The following is a 14254-nucleotide window of genomic DNA, read 5'->3' as shown; positions in this document are numbered from 1 at the left end:
GCCACCCGATACCGTTCAACCGCTATCGGATGGCCGAAGCGCTATCGCAAGTTCAGTAGCGCGCTTCGTCTCTTCCGGCCCACGGGCGGCAGGCAACCCGCCGCGTCAGCGCACGAAGTCGGGAACACCCGTCGAGTAGCGTGCATTCTCGGCGTGCTTGCGGTGCAACGGGTTCAGCTCCGGAAGGTCATCGAGTGAGAACCACCGCACGTCCATGGACTCGTCGTCATTCACGCGCGCCTCACCGGAAAGGTACCGGCACCGGAACACCAGGCTCAGGAACCTGCAGACGTCGGAATTCGGGAAAATCACCGGCCCGACGACGTCGACACTCACCAGGTGCTCAACCTCGACTGACACGCCGGTCTCCTCCTGCACCTCACGGACAATGGCCGGGGCGGGCTCTTCGCCCGGCTCAATCATCCCGGTGATGAGGGTCCACTGGCCGGTGTCGGCTCGACGTCCGAGCAGGACGCGGCCGTCGTCGTCATACACCACCGCCGCTGCTCCGGGAAGCCACAGCGGATCATGGCCGATCTTGGAACGCAGGTCCTGGACGAACTCGGGGGTAGGCATATTCCTCAGCCTAGTGCGAGGACCAGTCCTGCCCCGACGATCATGAACGGCCCGAACGGGATGGCCGTCTTGGCGTTACCTCTCCGGCTGATGATGAGGAGAACACCCCACAGTCCGCCGAGGAGGAAGGCCGCGAAAGTGCCCCACAGCAGGAAGGACCAACCCACAAAGCCGAGATACAGGCCCAGCACCCCGGCAAGCTTCACATCACCGAAGCCCATACCGGCCGGGTAGATCAGGCGCAGGATGAAGTAGAACACCCACAGCACAGCCGCCCCGCCGGCAAGGGACACCAGCCGGCCCCAGTCCTGTGCCGCGAGCGCCGCAGCTATGAGCAGTACACCGGCCGCCGGATAGGAGGGAAAGATGATCCGGTTAGGCAGCCGGTGGGTTCGGATATCGATGACGCTGAGCCAGATCCCGATCACCGCGAGCAGCGCCAGCGCAAGGGCGCACAGCCAGAACGCAACGGGCGCGGTGTCCCAGTACTCCCCCATCAGCGCCAGCATCTGCCTACCGTAACCGAATCCGGCGCCGGGAACTGAAACGCCTGGCTTACACTGTGGATATGTCCGCCTCAAGCGGTTTGAACCCGGCGAGCCTCTTCCGATCCCTCTGCCGTTCCTCGCCGTGGCGCTGGGAAACGGTACGGTTCTCCGTGTCCTGGATCAGCACCGACGGGGAGTCGGATCCGCTGCGCGCCTGGGTGCGCCGGCCGCAGGCACTGAGGGTTGAGACAGCTGAGGGAGCCCTCCTCCACAGCAGCACCGGCAACGAGCATTCCCGAGACTCGTTCTACGTCAGTGCGAGCAAGAGTTCCTGGCTCGTCGCCCCGAACCTCGTCAGCCCGGTCTACAACGAAACCGGGTACGTCCACCGCCGCCCCAAAGCCGCCTACGGGGAACCGGCGTTCGGTGACCCGCGTTGGTCCGCCATGCTTGACCCCGTGGAACTCGCGGGGGATGCTCCGGTGCCGTATGAGACGCCGTTCGCGAACCGCGTTGAACTCGAGGACATCAGCGAAGACGTCCACGAGGGCCGCCGTGTTCTCGCCGCCACCGCCACCCCGAACATCTCCTACCAGCCATTCACGCCGGGCCGCCCGCTCATTGGAACAGGCCGAACCCGGGTGCTGGTGGACGTCGCCACAGCAATCTGCGTCTCAACAACAGCGCTCGACGGCGAACTCGCAGGCTGCGGCCACCGGCTGGCCATCAGTGGAGTGGATGAGTACATGGTTGATGATTTGTTCACCGACGCCCCACCCACGCTCACCGACGTACGCGACCACATTCCGTGGCAGGTCGGCTGACCCGCCACGGAACGCAAGCCCTAGATTTCGGCACCCTCCAGCAGGTCCGTCACCAGTGCGGCGATCGGCGAGCGCTCGGAACGCGTCAGCGTGATGTGACCGAACAACGGATGCCCCTTGAGCGTCTCGACGACGGCGGCAATGCCGTCATGCCGGCCCACCCGCAGATTGTCCCGCTGCGCTACGTCGTGAGTGAGGACAATCTTGGAGTTCTGCCCGATCCGGCTCATCACCGTGAGGAGCACGTTCTTCTCGAGCGACTGCGCCTCGTCCACGATCACAAAGGAATCATGGAGGGACCGGCCGCGGATATGGGTGAGCGGCAGGACCTCCAGCATGCCGCGGTCCATGACTTCCTCCACCACCTCCTGCGAGACCAGCGCCCCGAGGGTGTCGAAGACCGCCTGCGCCCAGGGGTTCATTTTCTCGCTCTCGCCGCCCGGCAGGTAGCCCAGCTCCTGGCCGCCCACGGCGTACAGCGGCCGGAACACCACCACCTTGCGGTGCTCCTGCCGCTCAAGGACAGCTTCGAGACCGGCACACAGCGCCAGTGCTGACTTTCCGGTGCCTGCACGCCCACCGAGGGACACGATGCCCACCTCGGGATCCATCAGCAGGTCAATGGCGAGCCGCTGTTCGGCGGACCGGCCATGCAGCCCGAAGACGTCGCGGTCCCCCCGGACCAGCCGCACCTGCTTGTCGGCGCCCACCCGGCCAAGGGCTGAACCCTTCCCGGAGTGGAGGATGACCCCGGTGTTTGCGGGCAGTTCCGCGGCGTCCGGCAGGAAGACGGGCTCATGCGCATAGAGGGTGTCGACGTCGTCGTCCAGGGTGTCCAGCTCCGCAACTCCCGTCCAGCCGGAATCCTTGACGAGCTCATTGCGGTACTCATCCGCCTGCAGCCCCATCGCGGAAGCCTTCACGCGCATCGGCAGGTCCTTGGACACCACCGTGACGTTGCGGCCCTCGTCCGAAAGGTTCTTGGCCACGGCAAGGATCCGGGAGTCATTGTCGCCGCTGCGGAAGCCGACCGGCAGCACCTCGGTGGACACGTGATTGAGTTCCACCCGGAGCGTTCCGCCCTCGGTTCCCAGCGGAATAGCTTGATTCAGCCCGTTGTGCTGCACCCTCAGCTCATCCAGGAGCCGCAGGGCCTTGCGTGCGAAGAAGCCCAGCTCGGGATCGTGGCGTTTGCCTTCGAGTTCGGTGATCACCACGATCGGCAGGATCACCTCATGTTCCGCGAAGCGTGTGATGGCCCGCGGATCCGACAGCAGTACCGAGGTATCCAGGACGTAGCTGCGGCTGCCGAGACTCTCGACAGCAGAAAGGCCCGCCGCTGCGAGGACTTGTTCGTCCTGCGCGGCCGGGCGGGCCTTGGTGTTGCTGGGCGTATCGGTTGCGGATCGCTGGGTTGTGCGAGATGTGGCCACTTCAACTCCACTTCCCCGGGCGAGGAACGCCCGAGAATAATCTAGGGCTTGGGTGAGGCGGGCCGGCCAGAAGGCCGCGCACGGCCTCCCCTTTTCAGAACCGGTGCTGGTGAGCACGGTGCCTGCATAGGTGGCCTCCCCGAACAGCCGGCGGGTGCCTGCTGTTGCAACAGACATTACGCCCGCGAACGACGACGGCGGCACCGGCAATGCGTGCGTGTCGCGTGAATTTTGGGTGACGAAATGCGGAAGGAATGCTACCCGCCGAATCGGCGCTGCCGGCGTCCGTAATCGCGCAGCGCGCGAAGGAAATCGACCCGCCGGAAGTCCGGCCAGAGCGCCTCGCAGAAGTAGAACTCGCTGTACGCGCTCTGCCACATGAGGAAGCCGGAAAGCCGCAGCTCGCCCGAGGTGCGGATCACGAGGTCCGGGTCCGGCTGGCCGCGCGTATACAGGTACTCGGAAATCTGTCCGACCGACAGGTTCCCGGCGACATCGGCCAGCGATGCGCCCTCGGAGTCCGCGTGCATCAGCAGTTCCTTGACGGCGTCGACAATCTCACGGCGCCCGCCGTAACCGACTGCGACATTGACGTGCAGCCCTTCAATGCACGCGGTGCGTTCGGCGAGCTCAGTGACCTTGACCGCGAGGTGTTCCGGAAGGAGATCGAGAGCGCCGACCGGCTGGACGCGAACTGCCCGCGTTTCACCCAGGCGGTCGAGGGTGTTCCCGATGATGTCCAGAAGCTGCTCGATTTCCTCCGCCGAGCGGCTCATGTTGTCCGTGGACAGCATGTAGAGCGTGACCATTTCGACGCCGAGCTCCCGGCACCAGCCGAGGAACTCGAGGATCTTGTCCGCGCCGGCCTGATGGCCGTGCTGCGTCGGTGCGCCGGCGAGCTTAGCCCAGCGGCGGTTGCCGTCCACCATGACGCCGATGTGGTGGGGGATGCGGTCGGCTGCCAGTGACCGCTGGAGTTTGCGCTCGTAGAAGTTGTAGGCAAACGAGGGAAACATCACGGCAGCGCCCACCCGTCCTTCCGATCAGCTAGTGAGATTCAGTTCCTACCGTACCGGCACGAGCCCCGCTGTGTGGGGTGCGGCGGTTGTTACCCGTTAGTAACTTATGAGCCGGTCAGATAGAATTCGGGTCATGAGCCGACGCGTTTCTCCTCCAGCCGGTGCACCCAATCCTCGCCGGCAACCGGACGAATCGGCACCCGTTGACGGCCCCGTGGAATACGCCGTCGAACGCGCTGCAGACGCGCTGAACATCAAGCCGAAGTGGCGGGGATGGATCCACCTCGGAGCCACTCCCCTGGCTATCGCCGCCGGGATCGTGCTTGTTGTCCTGGCACCCACTCCGGCAGGAAAAGTCACCTCCGCGATCTACGCGTTCACCGGTGTCCTGCTCTTCGGCGTGAGCGCCGTCTACCACCGCGGCAACTGGCAGCCCCGCACCAAGGCGGTGCTCAAACGTCTGGACCACACCAACATCATGCTGGTCATCGCTGGCAGCTATACGCCGCTTTCCTGGGCGCTGCTGCCGCAGGACAAAGCCACCTTCCTGCTCTGGCTGATCTGGTGCGGAGCCATTGCGGGCGTGCTGTTCCGCGTGCTGTGGGTCAATGCGCCGCGCTGGCTCTACGTGCCCATCTACATCGCCCTCGGCCTTGCGGCACTGCTGTTCCTGCCGGACTTCCTCGCCGCGAGCGTGCCGGCCACCGTGCTCATCCTGGTCGGCGGAGTGTTCTACATTGCCGGTGCGGTGATCTATGGGCTCAAGCGGCCCAACCCCAGTCCGCACTGGTTCGGCTTCCACGAACTGTTCCACGCGTTCACCGTCGCAGCGTTCGCCGCCCACTTCATCGCCATCCTGATCGCGGTGCTCAACCCGCTTCGCTGAGCGGGCCGCTCAGCGAAGCGTCGAAGCGGAGCAGGCCAGCCAAGGTTTAGGGCGCGTCCGGCCCATACTTGCCGCCGGGAGTACCGCGTTCAGCAGGACCTGTGGGCGGTGTCCGGGACGGCTCGTCCGCGGCCTCCGCCCGGCGCGCTTCCCCGCGATGCTCGAGCGGCCGACTCTGCCGAATCTCTTCCGCCTGCCGGGCTTCCTCTTCCTCAAGGAGTGCCATCTCCCGGTAGCGCACACGGCGGATCCTGCGGGTCATGTCACGGATCAGGAAGATCACTGCGATCACCAGGAAGAGAGTTGCCAGGAACCCGAGCAATCCGGGGGTTACATCGGCCGGATCAAGACCGGGGCGCAGTGAGGGTTCATCACCGGGCGCCGGGGTCACGGTTGCGGCCAGATTCAGCAGGGAGAACACTCCAGAGCACCACTTTCACGAGGAGACATGGCATCGATGCCACAGGCAGACGGCCACAAAATTATTCTATGCCCGCGAAGAAGTCCGTTTCAGGCAATTCCTGCGGCACACGGGAGGAGATCAGCGAGTAGTCCTCCCACGGCCAGACCTTGCGCTGCAGCTCAGAGGAGACCGCAAAGAAGAAGCCCGCCGGGTCCACCTGCGTGCGGTGAGCGAGCAGTGCGCGTTCCCGGTGTTCGAAGAAATCGCCGCAGTCGATCTGCGTCGTGGTGGGATGCGTTGGCCGCGCGGGCTGGTGGCCTTCGGCGTCCGCCTCCAGCCAGGCCGCGATCCGTTCTGCGTAGGGCGACTGCAGGCCGGCCTCCTCCAGCGCGAAGTGCAGGGCACGGAACCGCTCCGGATTGAACGCGCGGTCATAGTAGAGCTTCAGCGGATTCCACGGCTCGCCAAGACCGGCATAGCGGGACGGGTCCCCCGCGGCCTCGTACGCCTCAACCGCTACCCGGTGCGCCATGATGTGGTCCGGGTGCGGGTACCCGCCGTTCTCGTCATAACTCAGGATCACGTGCGGCCGATACTCCCGGACCAGCTTCACCAGCGGCGCGGCTGCCCGCTCGAGAGGCTGCAGCGCGAAGCAACCGGGCGGCAGCGGCGGAAGCGGGTCCCCCTCCGGCAGTCCCGAGTCAACGAATCCTAGCCAGCGGTGTTCCACTCCGAGCGCCGCTGCTGCCTCAGCCATCTCCAGGCGCCGCAGGCCCGCGAGGTCGCGGGCCGCATGCGGCACGTCGGCCATCTGCGCATTCAGGATGTCGCCGCGCTCGCCGCCGGTGCAGGTGGCCACCATCACGGACACTCCGGCTGCGACGTAGCTGGCCATGGTGGCCGCGCCCTTGCTCGACTCGTCATCGGGGTGCGCATGCACCGCGAGAAGGCGGTAGCCGCCGTCGTTCTCTGGATTTCCTGAAGGAGTAGCTGGAATTTGCTCCGGGCTGGGCACTGAATGCTCCTGAATCTTTCCTGGTGTGACTAGGCAAGCGGCCCCGGTCAGGGCGCCGGCTGGAAAATGACGGAAATTCACCTACGCACCGGTTGGTAAACTTGGAACCGATGAGCACCGACCACGCGCCAGTACCAAGAGTAGCCAATCGCTACGGCGCCCCCAAGCCGCAGCGGCCCGCCACCGGGCTTGCTCGCCGGCACAAGCGCTGGCTGATCTGGTTCGCCCTGGCTTCAGCGGTGGTTGCCACGGGTGTTTTCAGTATCTTCGCCGGTACGCCGGAGGTTTCATCAAAGGACGTAGGCTTCAGCATTGAAGGCCCCGCCGTGGCCCGCGTGGACTATGAGGTCACCAAGGATCCGGGCGCCACGGCGCAGTGCGCTGTGCAGGTACTGAACCAGTCCTACGCCATCGTGGGCTGGACCGTGGTGACCATCCCGCCCACCAACTCCCAATCCGTTGACGGTGGCACCTCGTCCCACAGCACCACGGTCCGCACCGAGTCTCAGGGGGTCAGCGGCGGCGTCAACGCCTGCTGGCTCCTTGAGGAATCCTGATTGTCACTGATCCAGAATCCGCCCGGTTATTGGGTATTTGAAGCTTGCTGTCTATAATGGACTGATACGTTCCGCCCCGCCCCGCGGTTGGTTCCTACTGAAGTACTTCAGGAGAAGAGGCCATCACGCAGGCGGGGTCTTTGCTTGTAGATGCGCGCATCACGGCAAAGGCCGCAGCCGAATCCCGCTTGAGGGCTTCGACGTACCTAAGGAGATATCGTGTCCACCAACAGCGCATCCGTCGCCTGGCTCACCAAGGAGTCCTACGACCGCCTTAAGGCTGAGCTGGACCACCTGTCCGGCCCAGGCCGCACCGAGATCGTTTCCCGCATTGAGCAGGCCCGCTCTGAGGGTGACCTCAAGGAGAACGGCGGCTACCACGCAGCCAAGGAAGAGCAGGGCAAGGCCGAGGCCCGCATCCGGCAGCTGACCGAACTGCTGAACAACGCACACGTGGGCGAGTCCCCGGCAGATGACGGCATTGTTGAGCCGGGCATGCTGGTCGAGGCGAACATCGCCGGAGACAAGGAGACCTTCCTCCTGGGCAGCCGGGAAGTAGCCGGGGACACGGATCTCAACGTCTACAGCGAGAGGTCCCCGCTGGGCGCAGCGATCCAGGGTCACAAGGCCGGAGACACCGTGAAGTACACCGCGCCCAACGGCAAGGAAATCACCGTCGAGGTCCTGTCGGCTAAGCCCTACGCGGGCTAGCTGTACTTCTCAACTAGCGCTGAGGCGGTCGGTCCCTGACGGGGCCGGCCGCCGCTTCAGTATCAGCGCAGCCAGGACTCCGCCGAGAGCCCCGAAGAGGTGGGCCTGCCAGGAGAGGTTCGAGCCGAACTGCGGCAGCACGCCCCAGAGCAGCGAGCCGTACATCAGGAAGAGCAGCCCAGCGAGCAGGATCTGCTTCCAGTCCCGGTTGTAGAAGCCGCGGACCAGCAGGTAGGCAAACAGGCCGAAGACCAGCCCGGACGCACCGATGGTCACTCCGCCGCCGAAGATCCACACGCCCAGCCCGGAGGCCAGCCAGCTTGCCCCGACTGCCACGGCGAAACGCCGGGCGCCCTCCAGGAACGCCAGAAACCCCAGGACCAGCAGCGGCAGCGTATTGCTGAACAGGTGTCCGGCATCCGCGTGCAGCAGCGGCGCGAACAGCACGCCGTCCAGCCCCTCCACTTCCCGCGGCACAATGCCCAGCAGCCGGATCAGGAAGAAACCGGTGGCCGTGTTGACCAGATGCACAATCCACAGCAGGGCAGCGAAGCCGACGACAGTCGTTAACGCACCCCGCGCCCGCTTCGCCAGCATGTCAGCCCTGGATGACGACGGGTTGGAAGCCCTCTGCGCGCAGGTTGTTCAGCACCTGCTCGCAGTGTTCCTCGCCCTTCGTCTCCATGTTGATGGTGATCGCCACGTCCCCCATGCTGATCGAGCCACCCACCCGCGTGTGATCCACACCGGTCACGTTGGCGTCAGACTCCGCAATGATGCGGGAAATGGTGGCCAGCGAACCGGGCCGGTCATCGAGCAGCATCCGCACCACCAGATACCTGCCTGCAGCAGCGAGGCCGCGCTGGATGACCTTGAGCATCAGCATGGGGTCAATGTTGCCGCCGGAAAGCACGACGACGGTGTTCCCCGGGTTGGCCCCGTTTTCCGTCAGTTTTCCATCCAACAGTGCCGCGACGCCCACCGCGCCGGCCGGCTCCACCACCATCTTGGAGCGCTCCAGCAGGAAGATCAGCGCGCGGGCAAGGGAATCCTCGCTCACCGTGACAACGTCGTCGACGAGTTCGCGGATGATCGAGAACGGAAGCTGCCCCGGCCGGCCCACGGCAATGCCATCCGCAATCGTGGAAACCTTCTGCAGCGGCACGAGGGCGTCCGCTGCGAGCGACGGCGGATAGGCGGCTGCGTTCTCCGCCTGCACGCCGATCACGCGGATCTCCCGGCCCAGCTCCCTGGCACGGGCCTTGACGGCAACTGAGACACCTGCCAGCAGCCCGCCGCCGCCAACCCCCATGAGGATGGTGTCAACGTCCGGAACCTGCTCGAGGATTTCGAGGCCGATTGTCCCCTGCCCGGCCACCACGTCCACGTTGTCGAACGGGTGGACAAAGACAGCACCGTGCTCATCCGCGTACCGTTTTGCCTCGGTCAGTGCTTCATCCACGTTGTGCCCGTGGAGCACCACCTCCGCACCATGCCCGCGGGTTGCCGCGAGCTTCGGCAGCGCCACACCGAGAGGCATGTAAATGCGTGCCTTGATGCCAAGCCGGGCGGCTGCCACAGCCACGCCCTGGGCATGGTTGCCGGCCGAGGCTGCGACCACGCCGCGTGCCCGCTCCTCCGCGGAAAGCCTGGCCATCCGCGTGTAGGCGCCGCGCACCTTGAAGGAACCTGCGCGCTGCAGGTTCTCGCATTTGAGCGAAACCCTGGCACCGGTCAGCCTGCCAAGTGCGCGGGAGTCTTCGATCGGCGTGTACGCAATGACGCCGTCGAGCATTTTCTGAGCTTCGAGGACGTCCTCGAGGGTCACTGCCAGCTGGGCGAGATCCGTGGTCACGTTGACGCTTCTTTCGTGGAGGGTTCCGGCCCAAGTGGTTCACCGGATGAGTAGGGTGCAGGGACAGAGCCCGGGCCGGGGTGTCCCGCGGGCGCACCGAGGGCAGGATCCGTCTCCCAGGTGCGGCCCGCTATATAACGAACAACCGTGTTGAGGATCGCCAACAGCGGTACGGAAAACAAGGCGCCGGCAACGCCGGCAACGAGGGAACCGCCCGCAACCGCCAGCACCACTGCGAGGGGGTGCAGCGAGACGGCGCGGCCCATGACGAACGGCTGCAGGATATGCCCTTCCACCTGCTGCACCAGCAGCACGATGGCGAGCATCACCAGTGCGTTGACCCATCCATTGGCCACCAGGGCCAGCAGGACAGCCACCATGCCGGTGAAGAGCGCGCCGAGAATGGGTATGAACGAACCCAGGAAGACCAAAACCGTCAACGGAAGAACGAGCGGCACGCCAATGATGGCGGCTCCCAGACCGATTCCGACAGCGTCAATGAAAGCAACGAGAATCTGCACCCGGACGTAGTTGGCCATCGAGGTCCAGCCCTGGCGGCCGGCACCCGCGATCGCCGCCCGGGCGCGCCGCGGTGCGAGGCCGGCGATGAAGCGCCAGATGGTGTCGCCGTCGTGCAGGAAGAAGATCAGCGCAAACACCGTGAGCAGCAGTCCGGCCAGGAAGTAGCCGGCACCGGATCCGAAGGAAAGCGCTCCGCTGACAATCACCCCGCTGTTGTTGTCCACAGCATTGGCGACTTCCTCGATGAAGCCGTCAATCTGTGACGAGGTGAGGTCCAGTGGACCGTCGGAGAGCCACTCCTGCACCTGCTCGATCCCCGCCAGCGCCTCGTCCCAGAGTGAAGCGAACCCCACGGCGAGCTGCTGCCCGACCAGGGAAAGGGTGGCGGCCACGGCGAGCAGGAATCCGAGAACGATGACGGAAACGGCGATTCCCCCCGGCACTTTGCGTGCGCGCAGGAAGGTCACCGCCGGCAGCAGGAGACTCGAAAGGAGGCCCGCAATCATCAGGGGAATGACCAGCAGTGAAATCTGGCTCATCAGCCACAGCACCGCAGCAGACACCACAAGAATCAGGCCGACGCGCCACGCCCAGGCCGCCCCGATCCTCAACGCATAGGGGACATCCTCGCCGGCAGACCGGCCCGAGGGCGCAACAAGGCCGTTCGAGAAGGACTGCTGCGTTTTCCGCCGCGAAGGACGCGTCATGCCTCAATCTTTTCACAACCGTCTGACAGAACCATTTTCGGCCAACTGTTTGAATTTGTTCGAAACCGTTGTATTTTGTTAAGTGTCTTTTCTTCCGCCAACCTACGGAGTCCGCTGATGCTCGCTGCCGACCGGCATGCTGCCATTCTTGCGAAGCTCGGCGTGCGGCGGACGGTCCGCGTCGGCGAGCTGGCCGAGGCCTTGGGGGTCTCGGAAATGACCATCCGGCGGGACATCGACGTGCTCGATTCCGCCGGCGCACTGCGCAAGGTCCACGGCGGCGCAGCATCCCGGACCGCACTCAGTGCAATCGAACCCGGATTCGGTGTCAACGCAGACCAGCGCATCGAGGCCAAGGAGTCCATTGCCGCAACGGCGGCAGCCCTCATCCAACCGGGCATGACCGTGGCGCTCACCGGCGGAACCACCACCTACCGCCTGGTCGAGCACCTCTCCGGGCCCCTGACCATCCTTACCAATTCCGTGCCCGCCGCCGAGAAGCTGCACCGGGCTGCAACACCTGGCGTGACCGTCCTGCTGACCGGCGGTGAGCGCTCACCTTCCGAAGCGCTGGTAGGGCCCATTGCCGCAGCCACCGTCCGGTCCTTCAACGTGGACCTGTGCTTCATGGGTGCCCACGGCGTGGACGCCCAGGCCGGGATCACCACCCCCAATCTTGCCGAGGCGGACACAAACCGTGCATTTGCCGAGCAGTGCGGTCGGCTGGTCGTTCTGGCTGACTCCACCAAGTTCGGCACGGTGAGCCTTGCCCGCATCACTGGGATCGAGCGGGTGCACTGCATTGTGACCGACTCCGAGCCGGATGACCCGCGCTACGCCCGGACAACGAGCATCCTCACTCCCCCAACCGGCCCATCCCCCAAACCCCAGGACACCCCATGACCCAGGTAACCCCCACCCGCTTATCCGACGGACGCGAGCTGATCTATTTCGACGCCAGCGAGGAGGCGGCGGCACTGCACCGCGACCCTGCCGCCGTCGCCGATTCCCGTGGTCTCCCGCCCCGCGGCGGTACGGGAGACGTACGCTACGACCCCCTGACCGGCGAATGGACGGCCGTGGCCGCACACCGGCAAACGCGCACCCACCTGCCCCCCGCGGACCAGTGTCCGCTGTGCCCCTCCACAGCCGGCAACCTGTCCGAAGTTCCCGCCTCCGACTACGAGGTTGTCGTTTTTGAGAACCGCTTCTCCTCCTTTGGACCCGCGCTCGGTGCGCTGCCGGACCTCCAGCCCGCCAGCACAGGCTGGGGCACGACGACGACGGCCTTCGGACGGTGCGAAGTGGTCGCGTTCGATTCCTCCCACGAGGGCTCCTTCGGGTCCTTGCCGCCGGAGCGGGCTCGCACCGTCGTCGAAGCGTGGGCACACCGGACCGAAGCGTTGTCCGCAATGGAAGGCATCCGGCAGGTTTTCCCGTTCGAGAACCGCGGCGCGGACATCGGGGTGACCCTGCTGCATCCGCATGGGCAGATCTACGCCTATCCGTTCGTTCCGCCTCGCGCGGCGCTGATGGGGCAGGCTGCCCGGCGCTATTTTGACGCCGTCGACGGGCGCGGCACCCTGATGGGCTCCGTGCTGAAGTCCGAGCGTGAATCCGGCGAGCGCATGGTGCTTGAAGGCACACACTTCAGTGCCTACGTGCCGTTCGCTGCACGCTGGCCGCTGGAAGTGCACCTGGTGCCGCACCGTCACGTTCCCGATATTGCCGCACTGACCGGCGAGGAAAAGGACGAGCTGACCACGCTGTACCTCGACCTGCTGGCCCGCGTGGACGGCATCTACAGCACCCCCACCCCCTACATTGCCGCGTGGCATCAGGCGCCCCTGGTTCCTGACCTGCGCGAGGCCGGCTACCTTCACCTGCAGCTGACTTCTCCCCGCAGGGCTGAGGATAAGCTGAAGTTCCTCGCCGGCTCGGAAGCAGCAATGGGTGCTTTCATCAACGACACCACTCCGGAGCAGGTTGCCGCCACCCTGCGCGCCGCAACACCAGCAGGGAAGGTAACAGCATGACCCTCAGCCAGCAGTTCGAGGACCGCTTCGGGCATGCGCCCGCAGGCATCTGGGCCGCCCCCGGCCGCGTGAACGTCATCGGCGAACACACCGACTACAACGACGGGTTTGTGCTGCCGTTTGCGATCGACCGAGCCACGCAGGTGGCAGCTTCCGTCCGGGAAGACTCCACCGTCCGGGTCAGTTCGACCTTCTCCGGCTCCGGCGAGGTCATCATCAGCCATCTGGATGAACTGGCTGCCGGCGACGTCGAAGGCTGGGCTGCCTACCCGGTGGGCGTTCTGTGGGCCCTGCGGCAGGCGGGCCATTCGGTCATGGGCATGGACCTGCTGATTGACTCGCAAGTTCCGGTTGGAGCCGGCCTGTCTTCCTCCGCCGCCATCGAGTGCGCAGTGGCGGTCGCCGCCAATGAGCTGTACGGGCTCGGTCTCAGCGGCTCGGACCTCGCGCTCATCGGGCAACGCGCCGAAAACGAGATGGTCGGCGCGCCCACCGGCCTGATGGACCAGTCCGCGTCGCTGCTGGGCAAGCTCGGACACGCGGTGTTCCTGGACTGCCGTACGCAGCACGCCGAGCTAGTTCCCCTGCCGTTGCAGGAGAACGGTTTGGCCCTCCTAGTCATCGACACCCGGGTAAGTCATTCCCATGCAACCGGCGGCTACGCATCACGCCGTCGTGCCTGTGAAGTCGGTGCCGATGTCATGGGCGTTCCGGCGCTGCGCGACCTCAGCGAAGAGGACCTCGAGGAGGCATCCGGCCTGCTGGACGAGGAGACGTTCCGGCGGGTACGGCACGTCGTCACGGAGAACGCCCGGGTGCAGGCTGCCGTCGAGCTTCTCCGTAACGAAGGACCACGGGCGATTGCGCCGTTGCTGGATGCGAGCCACGTCTCCATGCGGGACGATTTTGAGATCTCCTGTGCTGAGCTGGACCTCGCCGTTGAATCGTCCCGCGAGGCCGGTGCACTGGGTTCCCGCATGACGGGCGGGGGCTTCGGCGGCTCGGCCATTGCGCTGGTTCAACTGGCGGATCTGGACCGCGTCGGCGCAGCAGTGATGGCGGCCTTTGCCGCAGCGGGTTTCACCGAACCGGCCATCTTCGCGGTGTCCCCGGCGGACGGAGCCGGCCGGGTTTCCTGAGGTTTCTCCGCCACCGCCACCCAACCACCCCAGGAAGATTTGCGCAGGTCCGGTGGGTTCAGCGGCGCTGAACCCACCGGACC

16 protein-coding genes are annotated in these 14254 nt (G+C 65.5%); 7 read left to right on the top strand and 9 right to left on the bottom strand.

The window, feature by feature from the left end:
- Nucleotides 1-105: 105 nt before the first annotated feature.
- Together ACZ2GY_RS04520 and ACZ2GY_RS04515 are read right to left on the bottom strand one after the other, a co-directional pair.
- Nucleotides 106-576, bottom strand: coding sequence for an NUDIX hydrolase (locus ACZ2GY_RS04520; RefSeq protein ID WP_471673120.1), 471 nt, complete (start codon nt 574-576; stop codon nt 106-108).
- Nucleotides 577-581: 5 nt separating this feature from the next.
- Complete coding sequence (locus ACZ2GY_RS04515; protein WP_277358845.1) at nt 582-1085, bottom strand: prepilin peptidase; 504 nt, start codon at nt 1083-1085, stop codon at nt 582-584.
- 149 nt (nt 1086-1234) lie between these two features.
- Between ACZ2GY_RS04515 and ACZ2GY_RS04510 the strand changes: the two genes are divergently transcribed.
- Nucleotides 1235-1888 carry a hypothetical protein gene (locus tag ACZ2GY_RS04510; protein ID WP_471673119.1) on the top strand — a complete coding sequence of 218 codons (654 nt, stop codon included), beginning with the start codon at nt 1235-1237 and terminating at the stop codon, nt 1886-1888.
- Between the two features lie 20 nt (nt 1889-1908).
- Here ACZ2GY_RS04510 and ACZ2GY_RS04505 read toward each other — a convergent pair whose 3' ends face one another.
- Together ACZ2GY_RS04505 and ACZ2GY_RS04500 are read right to left on the bottom strand one after the other, a co-directional pair.
- Nucleotides 1909-3321 carry a PhoH family protein gene (locus ACZ2GY_RS04505; RefSeq protein ID WP_404800731.1) on the bottom strand — a complete coding sequence of 471 codons (1413 nt, stop codon included), beginning with the start codon at nt 3319-3321 and terminating at the stop codon, nt 1909-1911.
- A gap of 257 nt (nt 3322-3578) precedes the next feature.
- Entirely contained in the window at nt 3579-4340 is a 762-nt protein-coding gene (locus ACZ2GY_RS04500; RefSeq protein WP_327019700.1) for an isoprenyl transferase, read from the bottom strand.
- 133 nt (nt 4341-4473) lie between these two features.
- On the opposite strand from ACZ2GY_RS04500, the gene trhA reads away from it, so the two are divergent.
- The gene (trhA, locus tag ACZ2GY_RS04495) at nt 4474-5226 is read left to right on the top strand and encodes a PAQR family membrane homeostasis protein TrhA (protein ID WP_277358843.1); all 753 of its coding nucleotides are present in this window, start codon (nt 4474-4476) and stop codon (nt 5224-5226) included.
- A 46-nt stretch (nt 5227-5272) separates the two neighbouring features.
- Here the strand turns inward: trhA and ACZ2GY_RS04490 are convergent, their stop codons facing one another.
- Together ACZ2GY_RS04490 and mca are read right to left on the bottom strand one after the other, a co-directional pair.
- Complete coding sequence (locus tag ACZ2GY_RS04490) at nt 5273-5647, bottom strand: hypothetical protein (RefSeq protein ID WP_277358842.1); 375 nt, start codon at nt 5645-5647, stop codon at nt 5273-5275.
- A gap of 61 nt (nt 5648-5708) precedes the next feature.
- Nucleotides 5709-6626, bottom strand: a complete 918-nt coding sequence (gene mca, locus ACZ2GY_RS04485; RefSeq protein ID WP_471673548.1) for a mycothiol conjugate amidase Mca — start codon at nt 6624-6626, stop codon at nt 5709-5711.
- A 128-nt stretch (nt 6627-6754) separates the two neighbouring features.
- Here mca and ACZ2GY_RS04480 point away from each other — a divergent pair, with 128 nt between their 5' ends.
- Together ACZ2GY_RS04480 and greA are read left to right on the top strand one after the other, a co-directional pair.
- Complete coding sequence (locus ACZ2GY_RS04480; RefSeq protein WP_277359517.1) at nt 6755-7201, top strand: DUF4307 domain-containing protein; 447 nt, start codon at nt 6755-6757, stop codon at nt 7199-7201.
- Nucleotides 7202-7417: 216 nt separating this feature from the next.
- A complete protein-coding gene (gene greA, locus ACZ2GY_RS04475) occupies nt 7418-7912 on the top strand; it encodes a transcription elongation factor GreA (protein WP_056548871.1) in 495 nt (164 codons plus the stop codon).
- Between the two features lie 9 nt (nt 7913-7921).
- Here greA and ACZ2GY_RS04470 read toward each other — a convergent pair whose 3' ends face one another.
- From ACZ2GY_RS04470 to ACZ2GY_RS04460, 3 genes are read right to left on the bottom strand one after another with little or no spacing between them, the layout of a single operon-like run.
- A complete protein-coding gene (locus tag ACZ2GY_RS04470; protein WP_471673118.1) occupies nt 7922-8509 on the bottom strand; it encodes a rhomboid family intramembrane serine protease in 588 nt (195 codons plus the stop codon).
- Nucleotide 8510: 1 nt separating this feature from the next.
- Nucleotides 8511-9707 (bottom strand): threonine ammonia-lyase, encoded by a 1197-nt coding sequence (gene ilvA / locus ACZ2GY_RS04465; protein WP_277359527.1) that lies wholly within the window; start codon nt 9705-9707, stop codon nt 8511-8513.
- A 56-nt stretch (nt 9708-9763) separates the two neighbouring features.
- Nucleotides 9764-10996 carry an AI-2E family transporter gene (locus tag ACZ2GY_RS04460; RefSeq protein ID WP_471673117.1) on the bottom strand — a complete coding sequence of 411 codons (1233 nt, stop codon included), beginning with the start codon at nt 10994-10996 and terminating at the stop codon, nt 9764-9766.
- 117 nt (nt 10997-11113) lie between these two features.
- On the opposite strand from ACZ2GY_RS04460, the gene ACZ2GY_RS04455 reads away from it, so the two are divergent.
- From ACZ2GY_RS04455 to galK, 3 genes are read left to right on the top strand one after another with little or no spacing between them, the layout of a single operon-like run.
- Nucleotides 11114-11899, top strand: a complete 786-nt coding sequence (locus ACZ2GY_RS04455) for a DeoR/GlpR family DNA-binding transcription regulator (protein WP_471673116.1) — start codon at nt 11114-11116, stop codon at nt 11897-11899.
- Nucleotides 11896-13032: a galactose-1-phosphate uridylyltransferase gene (gene galT, locus ACZ2GY_RS04450; RefSeq protein WP_471673115.1), complete on the top strand. Its 1137-nt coding sequence runs from the start codon at nt 11896-11898 to the stop codon at nt 13030-13032. The genes ACZ2GY_RS04455 and galT overlap by 4 nt, the downstream gene beginning before the upstream one ends.
- Entirely contained in the window at nt 13029-14171 is a 1143-nt protein-coding gene (galK, locus tag ACZ2GY_RS04445; RefSeq protein WP_471673114.1) for a galactokinase, read from the top strand. Before galT ends, galK begins: the two co-directional genes overlap by 4 nt.
- The last annotated feature ends 83 nt before the right edge of the window (nt 14172-14254 follow it).

This window comes from Arthrobacter sp. KKT183, from assembly GCF_055657625.1.
The sequence above is the reverse complement of the archived record's forward strand: the minus strand, read 5'-3'. Positions and strand labels throughout refer to the sequence as shown.